The sequence below is a fragment of the Cryptosporangium japonicum genome, assembly GCF_039524755.1.
Taxonomy (GTDB): Bacteria; Actinomycetota; Actinomycetes; order Mycobacteriales; family Cryptosporangiaceae; genus Cryptosporangium; species Cryptosporangium japonicum.
Genome location: NZ_BAAAGX010000004.1, coordinates 142036 through 157556 on the forward strand (window position 1 = coordinate 142036; position 15521 = coordinate 157556).

The 15521-nt window shown below is 72.5% G+C and carries 14 protein-coding genes; 9 read left to right on the forward strand and 5 right to left on the reverse strand.

Annotated elements, in window-relative coordinates:
• The first annotated feature begins 128 nt into the window (after positions 1 to 128).
• The 8 genes from ABD437_RS03740 to ABD437_RS03775 all read left to right on the forward strand — a co-directional run bounded on the left by ABD437_RS03740 (position 129) and on the right by ABD437_RS03775 (position 6628).
• The gene (locus ABD437_RS03740) at positions 129 to 1532 is read left to right on the forward strand and encodes an OFA family MFS transporter (RefSeq protein WP_344647315.1); all 1404 of its coding nucleotides are present in this window, start codon (positions 129 to 131) and stop codon (positions 1530 to 1532) included.
• Positions 1529 to 1642: an MFS transporter small subunit gene (locus ABD437_RS03745; protein ID WP_344647316.1), complete on the forward strand. Its 114-nt coding sequence runs from the start codon at positions 1529 to 1531 to the stop codon at positions 1640 to 1642. The genes ABD437_RS03740 and ABD437_RS03745 overlap by 4 nt, the downstream gene beginning before the upstream one ends.
• A 55-nt stretch (positions 1643 to 1697) precedes the next feature.
• Positions 1698 to 2192, forward strand: coding sequence for a SigE family RNA polymerase sigma factor (locus tag ABD437_RS03750; RefSeq protein ID WP_344647317.1), 495 nt, complete (start codon positions 1698 to 1700; stop codon positions 2190 to 2192).
• 7 nt (positions 2193 to 2199) lie between these two features.
• A complete protein-coding gene (locus ABD437_RS03755) occupies positions 2200 to 3303 on the forward strand; it encodes a hypothetical protein (RefSeq protein WP_344647318.1) in 1104 nt (367 codons plus the stop codon).
• A 63-nt stretch (positions 3304 to 3366) separates the two neighbouring features.
• Positions 3367 to 3861 (forward strand): SigE family RNA polymerase sigma factor, encoded by a 495-nt coding sequence (locus tag ABD437_RS03760; protein WP_344647319.1) that lies wholly within the window; start codon positions 3367 to 3369, stop codon positions 3859 to 3861.
• Positions 3858 to 4949 (forward strand): hypothetical protein, encoded by a 1092-nt coding sequence (locus tag ABD437_RS03765; protein WP_344647320.1) that lies wholly within the window; start codon positions 3858 to 3860, stop codon positions 4947 to 4949. Before ABD437_RS03760 ends, ABD437_RS03765 begins: the two co-directional genes overlap by 4 nt.
• 78 nt (positions 4950 to 5027) lie before the next feature.
• Positions 5028 to 5519, forward strand: a complete 492-nt coding sequence (locus tag ABD437_RS03770) for a SigE family RNA polymerase sigma factor (RefSeq protein WP_344647321.1) — start codon at positions 5028 to 5030, stop codon at positions 5517 to 5519.
• Complete coding sequence (locus ABD437_RS03775; protein ID WP_344647322.1) at positions 5516 to 6628, forward strand: hypothetical protein; 1113 nt, start codon at positions 5516 to 5518, stop codon at positions 6626 to 6628. Before ABD437_RS03770 ends, ABD437_RS03775 begins: the two co-directional genes overlap by 4 nt.
• A gap of 41 nt (positions 6629 to 6669) precedes the next feature.
• Here ABD437_RS03775 and pgi read toward each other — a convergent pair whose 3' ends face one another.
• The 5 genes from pgi to ABD437_RS03800 form a co-directional block, all read right to left on the reverse strand.
• Positions 6670 to 8301, reverse strand: a complete 1632-nt coding sequence (gene pgi, locus ABD437_RS03780; protein WP_344647323.1) for a glucose-6-phosphate isomerase — start codon at positions 8299 to 8301, stop codon at positions 6670 to 6672.
• A gap of 75 nt (positions 8302 to 8376) precedes the next feature.
• The gene (locus ABD437_RS03785; RefSeq protein WP_344647324.1) at positions 8377 to 10182 is read right to left on the reverse strand and encodes a putative bifunctional diguanylate cyclase/phosphodiesterase; all 1806 of its coding nucleotides are present in this window, start codon (positions 10180 to 10182) and stop codon (positions 8377 to 8379) included.
• Positions 10183 to 10201: 19 nt separating this feature from the next.
• The gene (locus ABD437_RS03790; protein WP_344647325.1) at positions 10202 to 11719 is read right to left on the reverse strand and encodes a GGDEF domain-containing protein; all 1518 of its coding nucleotides are present in this window, start codon (positions 11717 to 11719) and stop codon (positions 10202 to 10204) included.
• Complete coding sequence (locus tag ABD437_RS03795) at positions 11716 to 13224, reverse strand: GGDEF domain-containing protein (protein WP_344647326.1); 1509 nt, start codon at positions 13222 to 13224, stop codon at positions 11716 to 11718. Before ABD437_RS03795 ends, ABD437_RS03790 begins: the two co-directional genes overlap by 4 nt.
• A 96-nt stretch (positions 13225 to 13320) precedes the next feature.
• A complete protein-coding gene (locus ABD437_RS03800) occupies positions 13321 to 13896 on the reverse strand; it encodes a TetR/AcrR family transcriptional regulator (RefSeq protein WP_344647327.1) in 576 nt (191 codons plus the stop codon).
• Between the two features lie 72 nt (positions 13897 to 13968).
• Between ABD437_RS03800 and ABD437_RS03805 the strand changes: the two genes are divergently transcribed.
• Positions 13969 to 15432 (forward strand): MFS transporter, encoded by a 1464-nt coding sequence (locus tag ABD437_RS03805; RefSeq protein ID WP_344647328.1) that lies wholly within the window; start codon positions 13969 to 13971, stop codon positions 15430 to 15432.
• Positions 15433 to 15521 lie beyond the last annotated feature (89 nt).

Sequence of the window (15521 nt, forward strand, 5' to 3'; positions counted from 1 at the left end):
CGCGCCGATCGGGCCGTTCAACGCTCAATCTGACTAACGCTGCGTGGATCGGGCAGGGTTGCACACTGAAACAAACTGGTCTCACCGGTTTACCCAGATAGCAGCCCAACTCCGCTGCGGAGGGCGCCTTGTCTTTTTTATCGGCACTTGATCGCCGCCACACCGTGGCCCCGGAGGGATTCAGCCGCTGGCTCATCCCGCCGGCGGCGCTGTCCGTCCACCTCTGTATCGGGCAGGCCTACGCGACCAGCGTCTACAAGAACTCACTGGTCGCCCACTTCGACGTGAGCCAGACCGCGATCGGCATCATCTTCAGCATCGCGATCGTCATGCTCGGCCTCTCCGCCGCCGTCGCCGGTACGTGGGTGGAGACGAACGGACCCCGCAAGGCCATGTTCGTCTCGGCCTGCTTCTGGGCCACCGGCTTCCTGGTCGGCGCGCTCGGCATCGCCACCGAGCAGCTGTGGCTGGTCTACCTCGGCTACGGCTTCCTCGGCGGCATCGGCCTGGGAATCGGCTACATCTCGCCGGTCTCGACGCTGATCAAGTGGTTCCCGGACCGCCCGGGCCTGGCCACCGGCCTGGCGATCATGGGCTTCGGCGGCGGTGCGCTGATCGCCAGCCCGGCCTCGCGTCAGCTGATGTCGTTCTACGACTCCGACTACGACCCGTCGAACGCGAAGTCGATCGCCGACGGGCACGCGCTCGTGCTGCTCTTCCTGACGCTGGGCATCGTCTACTTCGTCATCATGATGTTCGGCGTGTTCAACATCCGGGTGCCGAGGGAAGGCTGGCGGCCCGACGGCTTCGACCCGGCCACCGTGGCCGCGAAGCCGATGGTCACCACGGCCAGCGTCTCGGCCGCGAACGCGATCAGGACGCCGTCGTTCTGGCTGCTGTGGATCGTGCTGTTCTGCAACGTCACCGCGGGCATCGGCATCCTCGAGCAGGCCAGCCCGATGATCCAGGACTTCTTCCGCGACGGCGACGCGTCGGCGGTCGGCGTCTCCGCGGCGGCCGGCTTCGTCGGGTTGCTCTCGCTGTTCAACATGGGTGGCCGGTTCATCTGGTCGTCCACGTCGGACGTCGTCGGGCGCAAGCGCATCTACATGCTCTACCTCGGCGTCGGCATCCTGCTCTACGTGTTGCTGGCCTCGGTCGGTGACTCCGCGACCTGGCTGTTCGTGCTGCTGGCCGGCGTCATCATCTCGTTCTACGGCGGTGGGTTCGCCACGGTTCCGGCCTACCTGCGCGACCTGTTCGGCACGTTCCAGGTCGGGGCGATCCACGGGCGCCTGCTGACCGCCTGGTCCGCGGCCGGCGTCGCCGGTCCGCTGATCATCAACGGCTTCCTCGACGCCCAGGGCGAGCCGGGCTCGCTGACCTCGTCGGCGTACCGGCCGGCGCTGTTCACGATGGTCGGCGTGCTGGCGGTCGGGTTCGTCGCGAACCTGCTGATCCGGCCGGTGGCCGAGAAGTACCACGAGAAGTCGGCCCCGGCCGAGCCCACCGCCGAGGAGGCAACGGCATGAGTGAGCAGACGCAGCGCATCCGCCTGGTGCTGTCCTGGCTGCTGGTCACGGTGCTGCTGGGTTACGGCATCATCCAGACGCTGATCACGGCGGCCAAGCTCTTCGAGTAAACAGAACGCCTCTCCTCCGGCGTCCTACTGGCGACATCGGAGGAGAGGCGTACTGATGACATCTGACGGGGAGTCGTTCGACTCCTACGTTGCCGCGGAGGGCGCCGCCCTGTTGCGGTTCGCGCACGTGCTCACCGGTGACCACCACCTGGCCGAGGACCTCGTCCAGGAAGCGTTGGTCAAGGCGCACCGGCGCTGGAGCCGCATCGACCGGCCCGGCGCGTACGTCAAGAAAGCCGTGCTCCGGCAGTACCTGTCCTGGCGCAGACGCCGCTCGTCCGGCGAACGGCCCACCGACGCCGCCCTCGACGGCACCGCCGTCCAGCGTGACGTCGCCGACCAGGTCACCGACCGGCACACGCTGCGCGCACTGCTCGCGACCTTGCCGCGCCAGCAGCGCGCCGTGCTCGTCCTCCGGTTCTTCGAGGATCTGGACGACGCCACCATCGCCGATCTCGTCGGCTGTTCCACCACCACGGTGCGCGCCCACGCCAGCAAAGGGCTGAGCCGGTTACGCCGGTCCGCCCAGACCGTCGTCGCGGAGGGATGAGCAGACCATGACCGATATGGAGATCCAGCTCCGCGGAGCGATGGACGACCTGGCCGACGACGCCCCGTCGGCGGCCGGCCTGCTCGACGCCGTGCACCGGCGCGGCCGGGCCGACCGGCGCCGCCGGCTGATCGTCGGAACGGTCGCGGTGCTCGCGGCCGGCGTGATCGGGGGCACCTCGGTCGTGACGGTCGCCGGGCGGCACGACACCGAGCGGGTGCAGACGCTCCAGGTGGCGATGCCGGCCGGCAGCAGCCGCAGCGCGCCGCCGTCGCCGGTGTCCACCGGCTGGCTGCCGACGGGGTTCCCGGAGCCCACGGTGCGGATGCTCGGGCCGAACGCGTGGGCCCTGGACACCCGCCGCGACGAGGGGCTCGCCGCGCTGCAGGTGCAGATCATGTCCGCGAAACCGGCCGTACGCACCAAGCCCGGCCGGCTGACGACGATCGGGCTCGCCGGCGTCGAGTACTCGCTGTACTGGGTGCCGACGCACGCGCCCGGGGCGCCGCCCTACGGCACCACGCCGCCCGAGGCGGAGGGCCCGTACGCGGAGCTGACCTTCGAGCGCCGGCCCGGCCAGTGGGTCCGGATCATCGTGCAGAACTCCGCCGGTGACGTCGACCTCGGCATCACCGAGGACGACCTGCTCCGGATCGCGACCGGCCTGGTCGACGAGCCGCGTGCGCTGCCCGACGCGATCGAGCTGGGCCTGCTGCCGGGCAACGTCGTCTGGGGGCAGCTGAAGAACGAGGACTACGGCGTCTACGCCGGTTTTGTCGACGCCGACGCCCCGGCGCGCCCGGTCGACCAGAACGAGCAGCCCAACGGGCACAACGGCAGCGTCAAGACCCGGGTGAGGGTATCCGTCGTCCCGGAGGACTCGCTCGACATCAGCGAGTTCATGCGGCCGCGGTCCACGCCGGACCCGGACGGCGACGGGACGGTCCACCAGCGTGACGGGTCCACCACCGCGCTCTACCGGCTGGCGAGCAACCCGAAGCTGCTCGTGGTGGTGCGGGTGAAGACGGGCTTCATGGCGCCCGCGGAGATGCTGAAGGTCGCCCGCAGCGTCCGCCTCGGCCCCGACGCGGCGGTGAAACCGGGGAGCTGATCCGGACCACGGCACGCGTCTGCTCACGCGTCTTACTCACGACACGGGAGGAGACGCGTGCCGATGGAGTCCTTCGACTCGTACGTGACCGCCGACGGCGCCGCGCTGCTGAGATTCACCTACGCGCTGACCGGTGACCACCACCTCGCCGAGGACTTGGTCCAGGAGGCCCTGGTCCGGGCCCACCGCCGGTGGAACCGGATCGACCGGCCGGACGCCTACGTGCGCAAAGCGGTGCTGCGTCAGTACCTGTCCTGGCGGCGCCGACGCTCGTCGGGCGAGGTGCCCGCGCGGGAGTTCGCCCGCGACGAGCCGTCGAGCGCCGACCACGCCGACGTGCTGGCCGACCAGGACGCGCTCGCCGCGCTCCTGGCCACGCTGCCGCGTCAGCAGCGGGCGGTGTTGTTCCTGCGTTTCTACGAGGATCTCGACGACGCGGCGATCGCCGACCTGCTGGGCTGCGCGGTCGTCACCGTCCGCGGTTACGCCAGCCGCGGGCTGGCCCGGCTCCGCGCCTCCGCCGGTGAGACCTTCGTGCCGAACGGGAGGACCTCGTGAACGACATCGACACCGCGCTGCGCACGCTCTACACCGGCCGGGCGGACCGGGCCCCGTCCGGCCAGGACCTGCTGACCGCCGTCCACGGCCGCGTCCACCGCGACCGGCGCAGGCGGCTGCTCGCCACGATCGCCGGCGTCGTCGCGCTGGCGCTGGCCGGAGGTCTCGGCGCCGCGGCGGTGCTGCGCCCGAAGGAGGCCCGCACGCTGCAGGTCACCGACGGCAAGGTCGTGGGCCCGCAACCGGCACCGGTCCGGGTGGGGCGGCTGCCCGCGGGGTACGGGCGGCCGGTCGTGCAGTACCTCGCCCCGGGGGTGTGGGCGATCGAGTCCACCCGGACGGGCTCCTCGGCGGTGCTGGCCGTGCAGGTGATGCGCCTCGAGCCGGCGGTTCGCCCCGGGCCGGGCGCGCGGCGCACCGTCCGGGTGGCCGGCGCCGCGGGCACGCTCTACTGGCTTCCGCCGACCGGGGGATCCTCCGCTCCGGAACCCGGGAACTACGAACCGGTCGGCCCGTACGCCGAGCTGACCTACCAGCGGCGTCCGGGCCAGTGGCTGCGGATCATGTCGGTCGCCCCCACGGGGTCGCGGGCCGACGTCGAGCGGGACCTGCTCGACGTCGCCGCGGGCATCACCGACGAGGTGTCCCCGGTCGCCGACGTGATCCGGATGACGCTTCCCGACGGCACGGCGTGGGGGCGGGTGCTGGCCTACGGCGACCGGGCCCGGGTCAAGCTCGTCGACGCGTCGGCGCCGGCCGGCGCGGTCAGCCTCAACGACCGGCCGGACAGCCGGGGTTCCGATCAACGCAGCCGGGTGACCGTCGACCTCGTCGACAAGGACAGCGAGGAGGTGCGGACGATGCCGCTGTTCGTGGGGCAGGGCCGCACCCTGGCGTCGTCGGAGATCAAGCCGGAGGGCATGGTGTTCGACCTGGGCACCAGCCGGCAGTTCCTGCACCTGGTCGCCGGGAGCGACCGGGCGGCGGTGATTCTCCGGGTGGACACCGGCGACCCGCTCGCCGACGTCGGCCGCCTGCGTACTCTCGCCGAGAGCGTGCGGCTGGGGGTGGACGCGCCGATCCGCTGAAAATTCCGGCGCGCACCGGCATGCGGATCGCCTCTCCTCCCGCGTCTCAACTCCGGACACGGGAGGAGAGGCGTGCCGATGAGATCTGACTTCGGCTCCTATCTGGAGGCCGACGGCGCCACGCTGTTGCGGTTCGCGTACGTGCTGACCGGCGATCACCACCTCGCCGAGGACCTCGTCCAGGAGGCCCTGGTGCAGGTGCACCGACGCTGGGCGCGGATCGACGAGCCGCGCGCGTACGTCCGCAAGGCGATACTGCGGCACTACCTGTCCTGGCGGCGGCGACGCTCCTCGGACGAGATCCCGGCCCGGGACACGGCCTTGCACGCGGAAGCCGCCGACCACGCCGACCGCGTGGTCGACCGGGACGCGCTGTGGAACGCGCTCGCCACACTGCCCCGACAGCAGCGGGCGGTGCTCACCCTGCGCTTCTACGAGGACCTGGACGACACCGCGATCGCCGAGCTGATCGGCTGCTCGGCGCACACCGTCCGGGGCCACGCGAGCCGTGGCCTGGCCCGCCTGCGCGACTCGGCCGCCCTCCTGCACTCGGTGAGAGGAGAGTCATGACGGACCTGGACCGCGAACTGCGCGCCACTATGGCTCACCGGGCGTCCTTCGCGCCCGGCGCCGACGGGCTGATGACCGCGGTACTCGAACGCGGACGCCGGCAGCGGCGTCGGCGGGTGATCGCCGCGGTGCTCGCGCTGGTGCTGGCCGGTGGCGCCGGCGCCGCGTTCGTCGTCCACCCGGAGGAGAACCGGACGCTGCAGGTCACCGACGGATCGGCGCCGTGGCCGGCCCCGGCGCCGATCCGACCCGGCCGGCTCCCCGACGGCTTCGACGAACCGCGGGTGCAGTACCTGCGGCCGGGAACCTGGGCGTTCGACGCCTACCGGACCAGCCCTCGGGCCTGGTTGTCGGTCGACGTCATGACCCGCGAACCGGAGCTGCGACGCGGGCCCGGCGAACGGCGGACCGTCGAGGTCGACGGCGCGGACGCGACCCTCTACTGGGTGCCGCCGCACGCGTTCGGCGACCGGGAGTACGGCACCGAGCCGCCCGAGTCGACGGGCCCGTTCGCCGAGCTGACGTACCGGCGCGAACCCGGGCAGTGGGTGCGGATCGCGGCGTCGAACGACGAGGGCGGCCCGATGGGGCTCACCGAGGCGGACCTGATCGGGATCGCGGAGAACCTCACCGACGAGAAGCAGCCGGTCGCCGACATCGTCCGGATGACGCTCCCGCCCGGTACCGAGGTGGGGCACGTCCAGGACGGAGGCTCGCGGGCGACGCTCGTGCTCGTCGACGCCGGGGCGCCGGACGAGCCGGTGAGCCCGGCCGATCGGCCGGGCACCCTCCACGCCGGGCCGACCGGCGCCCGGCTGACCGTCCTGCTGACCCGGAGCAACGACCCGGAGCTGACCAGATTCAACACCACGACCGCGACGTCCGCGCGGCAACGCTACGAGGATCTGACCGCCCCGGTGGAGCTGCCCCCCGGTGGCAAGCTGTTCCGCGACGGTCCGAGCGTGTGGTACCTCCACCCGCTGCCCGGCCACGACCGCATGACGATCGCGATCCAGGTCGCCGCCACCGACCCGCTGGCGACCGCGGACACGCTGCGGCCGATCGCGCAGAGCGTCCGGTCCGGCCCGGACGCGAGGTTTCCGCGCTGAACTCCCGCGGGGCCTCTCCACCGGAGAGGCCCCGCTCGGAGTCAGCTCCGGCGCGCGGCGCGGTAGCGGCGGATCAGCGCGTTCGTCGACGAGTCGTGCGACAGCTCGCTGTCGGTGCTCAGCTCGGGCACGATCCGCTGGGCCAGCGCCTTGCCCAGCTCCACACCCCACTGGTCGAACGAGTTGATCTGCCAGATCGCGCCCTGCACGAACACCTTGTGCTCGTAGAGCGCCACCAGCGCGCCGAGCGTGCGCGGGGTGAGCTTCTCGACGACGAACGTGGTCGACGGGTGGTTGCCGGGGAACGTGCGGTGGGGCACGAGCTCCGGCGCGACGCCCTCGGCGGCGACCTGCTCGGCGGTCTTGCCGAACGCCAGCGCCTCGGCCTGGGCCAGCACGTTCGCGGTCAGCAGGTCGTGCTGGTCGCCGACCTCCTCGGCCGGGTGCAGGAACGCGATGAAGTCGACCGGGATCAGCGTCGTGCCCTGGTGGATCAGCTGGTAGTACGCGTGCTGACCGTTGGTGCCGGGCGTGCCCCACACGATCGGCCCGGTCTGGTAGTCCACCGGCGTGCCGTCGCGGCGCACCCGCTTGCCGTTGGACTCCATGTCCAGCTGCTGCAGGTAGTCGGTGAACCGGGACAGGTAGTGCGCGTAGGGCAGCACGGCGTGGCTCTGGGCGTCGAAGAACTCGCGGTACCAGACGCCGAGCACGCCCATGATCACCGGCAGGTTCTGCTCCAGCGGAGCCGACGCGAAGTGCTCGTCGACCGCGCGCATGCCGGCCAGCAGCTCGCGGAACCCGTCCGGTCCGATCGCGACCATCAGCGACAGGCCGATCGCGGAGTCGAACGAGTAGCGGCCGCCGACCCAGTCCCAGAACCCGAACGTGTTCGCCGGGTCGATGCCGAACTGCTCGACCTCGCCGAGGTTCGTGGACACCGCGACGAAGTGCTTCGCGACGTCGGCCTTCTCGCCCAGCTGGGCCACCAGCCAGTCGCGGGCGGCGCGTGCGTTGGTCATGGTCTCGAGCGTCGTGAACGTCTTGGAGGCGACGATGAACAGCGTCTGCTCGGCGTCCAGGCCCTTGAGGTTGGACGCCAGGTCGTCACCGTCGACGTTGGAGACGAACCGGCACGCGATCTCCGGGTCGGCGTAGGGCTCGAGGGCCTGGTAGGCCATCCGCGGGCCGAGGTCGGAGCCGCCGATGCCGATGTTGACGACCGTGCGGATGCGCCGGCCGGTCGACCCGGTCCACTCGCCGCCGCGGACCCGGTCGGCGAACGCCGCCATCCGGTCGAGCACCTCGTGCACCTGCGGCACGACGTCCTCGCCGTCGACCACGATCGACGCGTCCCGCGGGGCGCGCAGGGCCGTGTGCAGCACGGCCCGGTCCTCGGTGGTGTTGATCTTCTCGCCACGCAGCATCGCGTCCCGGTGGCCCTCGACGTCGGCCGCGCGGGCCAGCGCGAACAGGGCCTCCAGCGCGGCGGCGTCGACGCGGTGCTTCGAGTAGTCGGCCACCAGGCCGGCCGCCTCGACGGTCAGCCGGTCGGCGCGGTCGGTGTCGGCCGCGAACAGGTCACGCAAGTGGGTGTCTCGCAGCCGGGCGGCGTGTTCAGCCGCCGCCGCCCACTCGGGTGTCGCATCGATCTCGACCGTCTTCGGGGACATGCGTGGTCCTCCCACCGCTCAGCGCTCAGTTCCGCCTCGAACGTAGTCTGCCCGGATGGACGCGTCGTGAACGCCTCACCGTGCGGGAGCGCGCTGCTCGAACGAGACCGACGGCTGGCTCAGCGCCTGCTGCGCCAGCGCGGCGTGGATGAGCTCCGGGTCGTCCGGGCGTCCGTGCAGCCAGCCCTGGTTCTCGTCGCAGCCGTGATGGCGCAGCACGTCGGCCTGGTACTGCTGTTCGACGCCCTCGGCGACCGTGGTCAGCCCGAGCGCGTGGGCCAGCCCGGTGATCGCGGCGATCAGCGGTGCCCCGTTGTCCTGCGGCTGGATCGTCGAGACGAACGAGCGGTCGATCTTGAGGATGTCGGCCGGGAGGTGGTGCAGGCGGCTGAGCGACGAGTAACCGGTGCCGAAGTCGTCGATCGCGATCCGGACGCCGTCGGCGCGCAGCCGGCGCAGCGCGTCCAGGGCCACCGGTGAGTCGGCCTCCATCGTGCTCTCGGTGACCTCCAGCACCAGCCGCTGCGCCGGGAGACCGGTGCGGATCAGCACGTCGACGACCTGTTGGTAGTAGTCCGGCTGGTGCAGTTCGCGGCCGGACACGTTGACCGTGACCTTCGCCGGTACCGCGCGGGGCCAGGCCGCGGCCTCCCGGCAGGCGGTCTCGAGCACCCAGTGGTCGAGCTTGCTGATGAACCCGCTGCTCTCGGCGATCGGGATGAACTCGGCCGGGGAGACCGGGCCCTTGCCGGGCCGGTTCCACCGCAGCAGCGCCTCGGCGCCGGTCACCAGCCCGGTCGCGCCGTTGACGATCGGCTGGTAGGCGACCTTGAACTCGTTGTTGGTGAGCGCCGAGCTGAGCAGCATCCAGCTCTCGCCGCCGGCGTCGTTGCTGCTGAACGTCCGGCCGCCGCCGCTGCTCTTGGCCTCGTAGAGCGCGATCTCGGCCCGGCTGGCCAGGAGCGACGGGGTGTCGCCGGTCTGCCAGACCGCGACGCCGGCGGAGAACTCCGGATGGGCGGCGCGGAACGCGTCGAGTTGCGCGCTGAGCCGCCCCGACGTCGCGCCGGGCCAGACGATCGCGAACTCGTCGGCGCCGTGCCTGGCCATCACCGCGTCCTCGCCGGCCTGCGCGACCCAGTCCCGGGCGAACGTCTGCAGGCGCTTGTCGCCCTCGGCGCGGCCCTGCTGGTCGTTGGTCGCGGTGAACCCGTCCAGGTCGAGGATCGCGACGCTCAGCTGACCGCTGCCGCGTTCGGCGTCGGTGAGCGCGGTCTGCAGGAGGCGGTCGAAGCCGCGGCGGTTGGGCAGGCCGGTGAGCCCGTCGACGTCGGCGTCGGCGGCCGCGCGGATCAGCGCGACGGTGATGCCGGCCACCAGCACGCTCAACCCGATCAGCGCGACGACGCCGACCCAGGGGATCGCGTCCCACCAGAGTTTGGCCACGACGATCGCGCCCAGCACGTGGGCCGTGGCCAGCGCGGCGGCCGCCCACTCGAAGAAGAACGACGTGTACATCACGACGATCACGAACATCGACGCGATCGCGATCGTCTCCGGCCGGCCGCGCAGCAGCCACACCTCCACGGTGAGCACCGAGGCCGACACGTGACTGATCGCGTAGAAGCTCCACTGCGGCAGCCGGCCACCGGCCAGCGCCAGCGCGATCCCGGCGAGGAGCGCCGCCACAGACAACCCGAGCACCCACGTCGTGCCGGACCGGTCCGTGCCGCCCCAGTCGTAGCGGGCGGCCCAGTGGCTCACCAGGCCGATGACCCCACCGGTGACGTAGCAGGCCCCGGCGGTGCGTGCCATCGCCGGGCCGGTCGCGATGACCGACGGCCGGACCCGCCGCCGTACGCGTTGATTGGCCGTCGTCATTGGGTCGCTCCTTCCTGGTTCACGGTTGCGCCACCTTCTCCGCCAGCAGCGGCGGGCCGGTCGTGTCCGCCGGGAGCCGGCGGCCGGCGGTCGCGGTCACCCGGTTGCGCCCGGAGTTCTTGGAGGCGTAGAGCCCCTCGTCGGCGAGCAGAAGCAGCTCGTCGACGTTCGTGGCGTCCTCCGGCATCGTGGCGACGCCGATCGAGACCGTCACCGTCGCCGACGTCGCCGGGCCCACCGGGACCGGCACGTCGGCGATCGCGCGGCGGACCCGTTCGGCGATCTCCCGGGCGATCGGCGGGGTCGTGTTCGGGACGAGGACGACGAACTCCTCGCCGCCGTAGCGGCCCAGCAGGTCACCGCCCCGGGTCGCGACGCGCAGCCGATCGGCCACCTCGCGCAGGACCCGGTCGCCGCCGTGGTGGCCGTGGGTGTCGTTTATCGACTTGAAGTGGTCGATGTCGAGGAGCAGGACGGCCAGCCCGACGCCGCGCAGCGCCCGTTCGCCCTCCATCACCAGGCTGTGCTCGACGTAGCGCCGGGTGTGCAGCCCGGTCAGCCCGTCGGTGATCGCGACCTCCCGCTGGGCCGCGACCAGGCCGCCCATCCGGGCCAGCACGAGCAGGAACAGCAGCGCGCAGGCGGTGCCGATGAGCGGGACGTGCTCGGGCGCGCCCCGGAGGTACTGCACGAGCAGCGTCGCCGGGGCGAGCAGCGACGCGACCGCGAGCAGCGCCAGCCGCCACCGCCCCGCGTCGGCCACGACCGCCGGGGACGGCTCCTCGACCAGCCGGACGCCCGGGTGCAGCACCGACGTGCCCAGCAGGATCGACGCGACGAGCCAGACCGTCTCCGGCCAGTAGCCGCCGACCAGGGTCGCACCGGCCAGCGACTCGACGCTCCGCAGGGTGTCGGCGGCGGTGAAGCCGACCAGGGCGGCGCCGAGCAGCCACAGCGACGGCGGGCGCGCACCCTTGCCGAGCACGAGCCGGGCGGCGATCGAGAGCAGCAGCAGATCGCCGAACGGGAACACGACGAGCGCGGCGCGGTCGAGCACGCCGAGCGCGCTGTCCGCGGTCATCGGGTAGATCAGGTAGACCCAGGAGAGCAGGGCCGCCGAGACGGTGACGATGCCGGCGTCGAGCGCGGCCGCCCGGTCCAGCGTCGGTGTCCGGCGGCGGATCAGCAGCACCAGGCCGAGGGCCAGCAGCGGGTACTGCACGGCGAAGATCAGCGCGAGCGAGCCGAGGGACGTGGGTCTGGCGTCGCCGATCAGCGGTGGCAGGTACGTCGGTACGGTGCCGAGGAAGAGCATGAACTGGCTGGCCGCGACCAGGGTCCAGGCGACACGGGCGGCCGGGCGGTGGAGCCGGATGCCGACGAGCGCCGCGACGGCACCGGCGAGCGTCAGCACGACGTTGAGCACGTCGTGCGGGAGCGTCGGGACGCCGAGGAGCGGAGAGAGCCGGTAGGCCGCCACGGCCACGGTTCCGGCGGCGAGGAAGGCCACCCAGGCGTCGTCCCGGCGGATGGTCATCGACGTGCCACCGTCGGGGCGGTCTCGTCGGCCGGTGCGGTGTCCGCGGCCCGGTTGACGGTCGAGGTGACCCGGTTGCGCCCGGTCTCCTTGGACGCGTACAGCAGCTGATCGGCCAGGAGCACGAGGTCGTCCACGTTCGTGGCGTCCTCCGGCATCGTGGCGACGCCGATCGAGACCGTGATCGGCGTCGACGTCGTCGGGTTCACCGGCATCGGCGTCTCGCTGATCGCGAGGCGGACGCGTTCGGCGATCTCCCGGGCGATCGGCGGCACCGTGTTCGGTACCAGGACCGCGAACTCCTCGCCGCCGTAGCGGGCGACCAGGTCCCCGCCGCGCATCACGACGCGCAGCCGGTTCGCCACCTCGCAGAGCACCCGGTCGCCGCCGTGGTGGCCGTAGGTGTCGTTTATCGACTTGAAGTGGTCGATGTCGAGGAGCAGGACGGCCAGCCCGGCACCGCGCAGCGCCCGTTCGCCCTCGACCAGGAGGCTGTGCTCGAAGTAGCGCCGGGTGTGCAACCCGGTCAGGCCGTCGGTGATCGCGACCTCCCGCTGGGTAGCGACCAGCCGCGCCATCCGGCCCAGGACGAGCAGGAACAGCAGCGCGCAGGTGGCGCACACCAGCGGGACGTGCAGCGGCGCGTTACGCGCGTACTGCACCAGCAGCGTCGCCGGGGCGAGCAGCGACGCGACCGCGAGCAGGACCAGGCGCCGGGTACCGGCGTCCGGGTCGGGGGTGGGGGAGAGCTCCTCCACCGCACGCACGCTCGGGTGCAGCCCGGCGGTGCCGAGCGTGATCGCGGCCAGCACCCAGGCCGTCTCCGGCCAGGTGCCGCCGAGCAGCAGCGTCCCGTTCAGCGCCTCGACGCTCTGCCCGGTGTCGCCCAGCGCGATCAGCACCAGGTACGCGGCGAGCAGCCAGAGCGCCGGGGGACGCAGCCCGGCGCCGAGCATGAGCCGGGCGCCGACCGCGAGCAGCAGCAGGTCCCCGAGCGGGAACGCGGCGATCGCGGCCTCGGTGAGCGGCGTGAGCCCGGGGTCGGCGGTGAGCGGGGAGATCAGGTAGACCCACGACAGCAGCGACGCCGACACCGTGACGATCGCGGCGTCGATCAGGCTGGCGAGGTCCCAGGAGGGCGCGCGCCGCCGGATGAGCAGCAGCAGGCCGACCCCGGTGAGCGGGTACTGGGCCGCGTAGATGACGGTCAGCAGGCTGGGGAAGCCGGGCTTGTCGAAGCCCAGCAGCGGTCCCAGGTACACCGGGACGCTGCCGGCGAACAACGCCAGCTGGCCCGCGGCGAGCAGGGACCAGGCCGCCCACGCCTTCGGGCGGTGGATCCACACCCCGGCGCCGACCGCCAGCGCGCCGGCCAGCACGAGCGCGAGGTACACCACGCTGGTCGCGTCGCCGACCGGGACCAGCCGGTACGCCACCACGCCGATCAGCCCGGCGGCCAGAAAGGCCAGCCAGGCCGGTGGACCCTTCCGCACCGTGGTGGCCATCCAACCTCCGTGCTCCAGGCGTATCCCTTCCAGCGTGCCCAGAGACGGGAGTGGTTCGGGTGCAGCCCGGTTGCAGAATGGTTGCGGCCTTTATACCTATTTGAGTAGCGGACCGGTTTCCTCGGTCAGGGCGAGGAGCAGGTCACGGGTCTCCTCCAGTTCGCGCGGCTCCAGGCGCCCCTCGAACAGCGACGCGGTCGCGGTGCCGTCGGCCGCGCGGGTGATCAGCGAGCTGCGCTGCGGGTGCAGCCCGTCCCGCGCGAACGCCTCCTTCCAGTGCCGCCCGTCCTCCTGGGCCCGGGCCAGCACCTGGGGGAGGTGACCGAGCGCGGCCATCAGCGTCGCGTCGTGGCGCAGCGTGTCCGCGCCGTTGGGGTGCCCGAGGTTGGCGAAGACGGCGCGGACGTAGGCCCTGGTCAGGCGCCCGGGGCGGTCGTCGTCCGGGTCGAGGTGCGCCTCCACGGTGGCGTCGAACTGGGTCATCAGGTCGTCGACCAGGCCGCTGAACAACGCGTCCTTGGAGGGGAAGTGGTGCAGGAGCCCGCCTTTGGAGACGCCGGCCTCGCGGGCGACGACCTCCAGGCTCACGGTGGCGCCGTGGGCCAGGACGGCGCGGGCGGCGGCGTCCAGCAGGGTGCGCCGGGTGCGTGGGGCGTCTCGGGTCTGCGCCATCGGGCTCCTCGGGGTCGGGTGCGACGAGGATATCGATGTACTAACCGACCGTCTGGACGGTACGTTAGCGCCATGACAACGACGTTGACACCGCGGCTGGCCGGACGCCGGGAGTGGGCCGCGCTGGCCGTGGTGACGCTCGCGGTCGTCGTCCTCGCGATCGACGCCACCGTGCTGTCGCTGGCCGTGCCCGCGCTCACCGCCGACCTCTCGCCGTCCGCGACCGCACTGCTCTGGATCGGCGACGCGTACTCGTTCGCGCTGGCCGGGCTCCTGGTGACGATGGGCACGCTGGCCGACCGCATCGGCCGCAAACGGCTGCTGCTGATCGGCGCGACCGGCTTCGCGCTCGCGTCGCTGCTGGCCGCGTTCGCGCCCGCGGCCGGGTGGCTGATCGCGGGCCGCGCGCTGCTCGGCGTCGCCGGGGCCACGCTTATGCCCTCGACGTTGTCGATCATCCGCACGCTCTTCGCCGACGCCCGGCAGCGCACCACCGCGATCGCGGTCTGGTCGGCGGCCGCCGGCGGCGGTGCGGCGCTCGGCCCGGTCGTCGGCGGCGTGCTGCTCGACCACTTCTGGTGGGGCTCGGTGTTCCTGATCAACGTGCCGGTGATGGTGCTGCTGATCGGGTTCGGCGCGGTGCTGCTGCCGGAGTCGCGGGATCCGTCGCCGGGGCCGTTCGATCTTCTCGGTGCGCTGATGTCACTGGTGGCGATCGTCGGAATCGTCTACGCGGTGAAGCACACCGTGTCCGACGGGTTCTCGGTGGTCTCGCTGGTCGCGGCCGGGGTGGGCCTCGCGGTCGGGTACGCGTTCGTGCGCAGGCAGCAGCGGTCGGCGTCGCCGCTGATCGACGTGCGGCTGTTCGCCCGGCCCGCGTTCGCCGGCGCGGTCACCGCCAGCCTGCTCGCCGTGTTCGCGTTCAGCGGGCTGCTGTTCTTCTTCTCCCAGTACCTGCAGCTGGTGCGGGGCTACAGCCCGTCGGCGGCGGGCGTGCGCGAGCTGCCGGCCACCGTGGCGTCGATCGCGGTCGTGGCGGTGGCGGGGTGGCTGGTCGTGCGGTTCGGGCGGGGCCGGGTGATCGGCGGCGGGCTGCTGCTGGCCGGGGCCGGGTTCGGGCTCCTCGCGCCGGCCGAGGGCGCCTCGCACTACGGATGGCTCGGGCTCGCGCTGGTGCTCGTCGGGCTCGGCGTCGGGCTGGCGTTCACGCTGACCACCGACGCGGTGCTCTCGGCGGTGCCGGCCGACCGGGCCGGGTCGGCGTCGGCGGTGGCCGAGACCGCGTACGAGCTGGGGGTCGCGCTGGGGATCGCGGTGCTCGGCAGCGTGCAGACCGTGCTCTACCGCGACGCGTTACCGGCCGACGCCGGTGCGGCGGCACGCGACTCGCTGGCGGCGGCGGCCGCGGCGGCCGAACCGCTGGCCGGGGCCCGCGAGGCGTTCGTCGCGGCCATGCAGACCACGTCGGTGATCGCGGCCGTCCTGCTGGTGGTGGCGGCCGCGATCGCCTGGCGCGTGATCCCGTCCGAGCGCTGACGAGTTTCCGGGCCTACGACGGCTTCCCGGGCCTACCGCGCGCCGCGTAGGCCCGAGAACCCGTCGAGGGCCTAGTCGTCGCCGGTGAG

Coding starts and splice junctions, on each gene's coding strand:
- ABD437_RS03745 (WP_344647316.1), top strand. CDS start 1,529: ATGAGTGAGCAGACGCAGCGCATCCGCCTGGTGCTGTCCTGGCTGCTG.
- ABD437_RS03750 (WP_344647317.1), top strand. CDS start 1,698: ATGACATCTGACGGGGAGTCGTTCGACTCCTACGTTGCCGCGGAGGGC.
- ABD437_RS03755 (WP_344647318.1), top strand. CDS start 2,200: ATGACCGATATGGAGATCCAGCTCCGCGGAGCGATGGACGACCTGGCC.
- ABD437_RS03760 (WP_344647319.1), top strand. CDS start 3,367: ATGGAGTCCTTCGACTCGTACGTGACCGCCGACGGCGCCGCGCTGCTG.
- ABD437_RS03770 (WP_344647321.1), top strand. CDS start 5,028: ATGAGATCTGACTTCGGCTCCTATCTGGAGGCCGACGGCGCCACGCTG.
- ABD437_RS03775 (WP_344647322.1), top strand. CDS start 5,516: ATGACGGACCTGGACCGCGAACTGCGCGCCACTATGGCTCACCGGGCG.
- pgi (WP_344647323.1), bottom strand. CDS start 8,301: ATGTCCCCGAAGACGGTCGAGATCGATGCGACACCCGAGTGGGCGGCG.
- ABD437_RS03785 (WP_344647324.1), bottom strand. CDS start 10,182: ATGACGACGGCCAATCAACGCGTACGGCGGCGGGTCCGGCCGTCGGTC.
- ABD437_RS03790 (WP_344647325.1), bottom strand. CDS start 11,719: ATGACCATCCGCCGGGACGACGCCTGGGTGGCCTTCCTCGCCGCCGGA.
- ABD437_RS03795 (WP_344647326.1), bottom strand. CDS start 13,224: ATGGCCACCACGGTGCGGAAGGGTCCACCGGCCTGGCTGGCCTTTCTG.
- ABD437_RS03800 (WP_344647327.1), bottom strand. CDS start 13,896: ATGGCGCAGACCCGAGACGCCCCACGCACCCGGCGCACCCTGCTGGAC.
- ABD437_RS03805 (WP_344647328.1), top strand. CDS start 13,969: ATGACAACGACGTTGACACCGCGGCTGGCCGGACGCCGGGAGTGGGCC.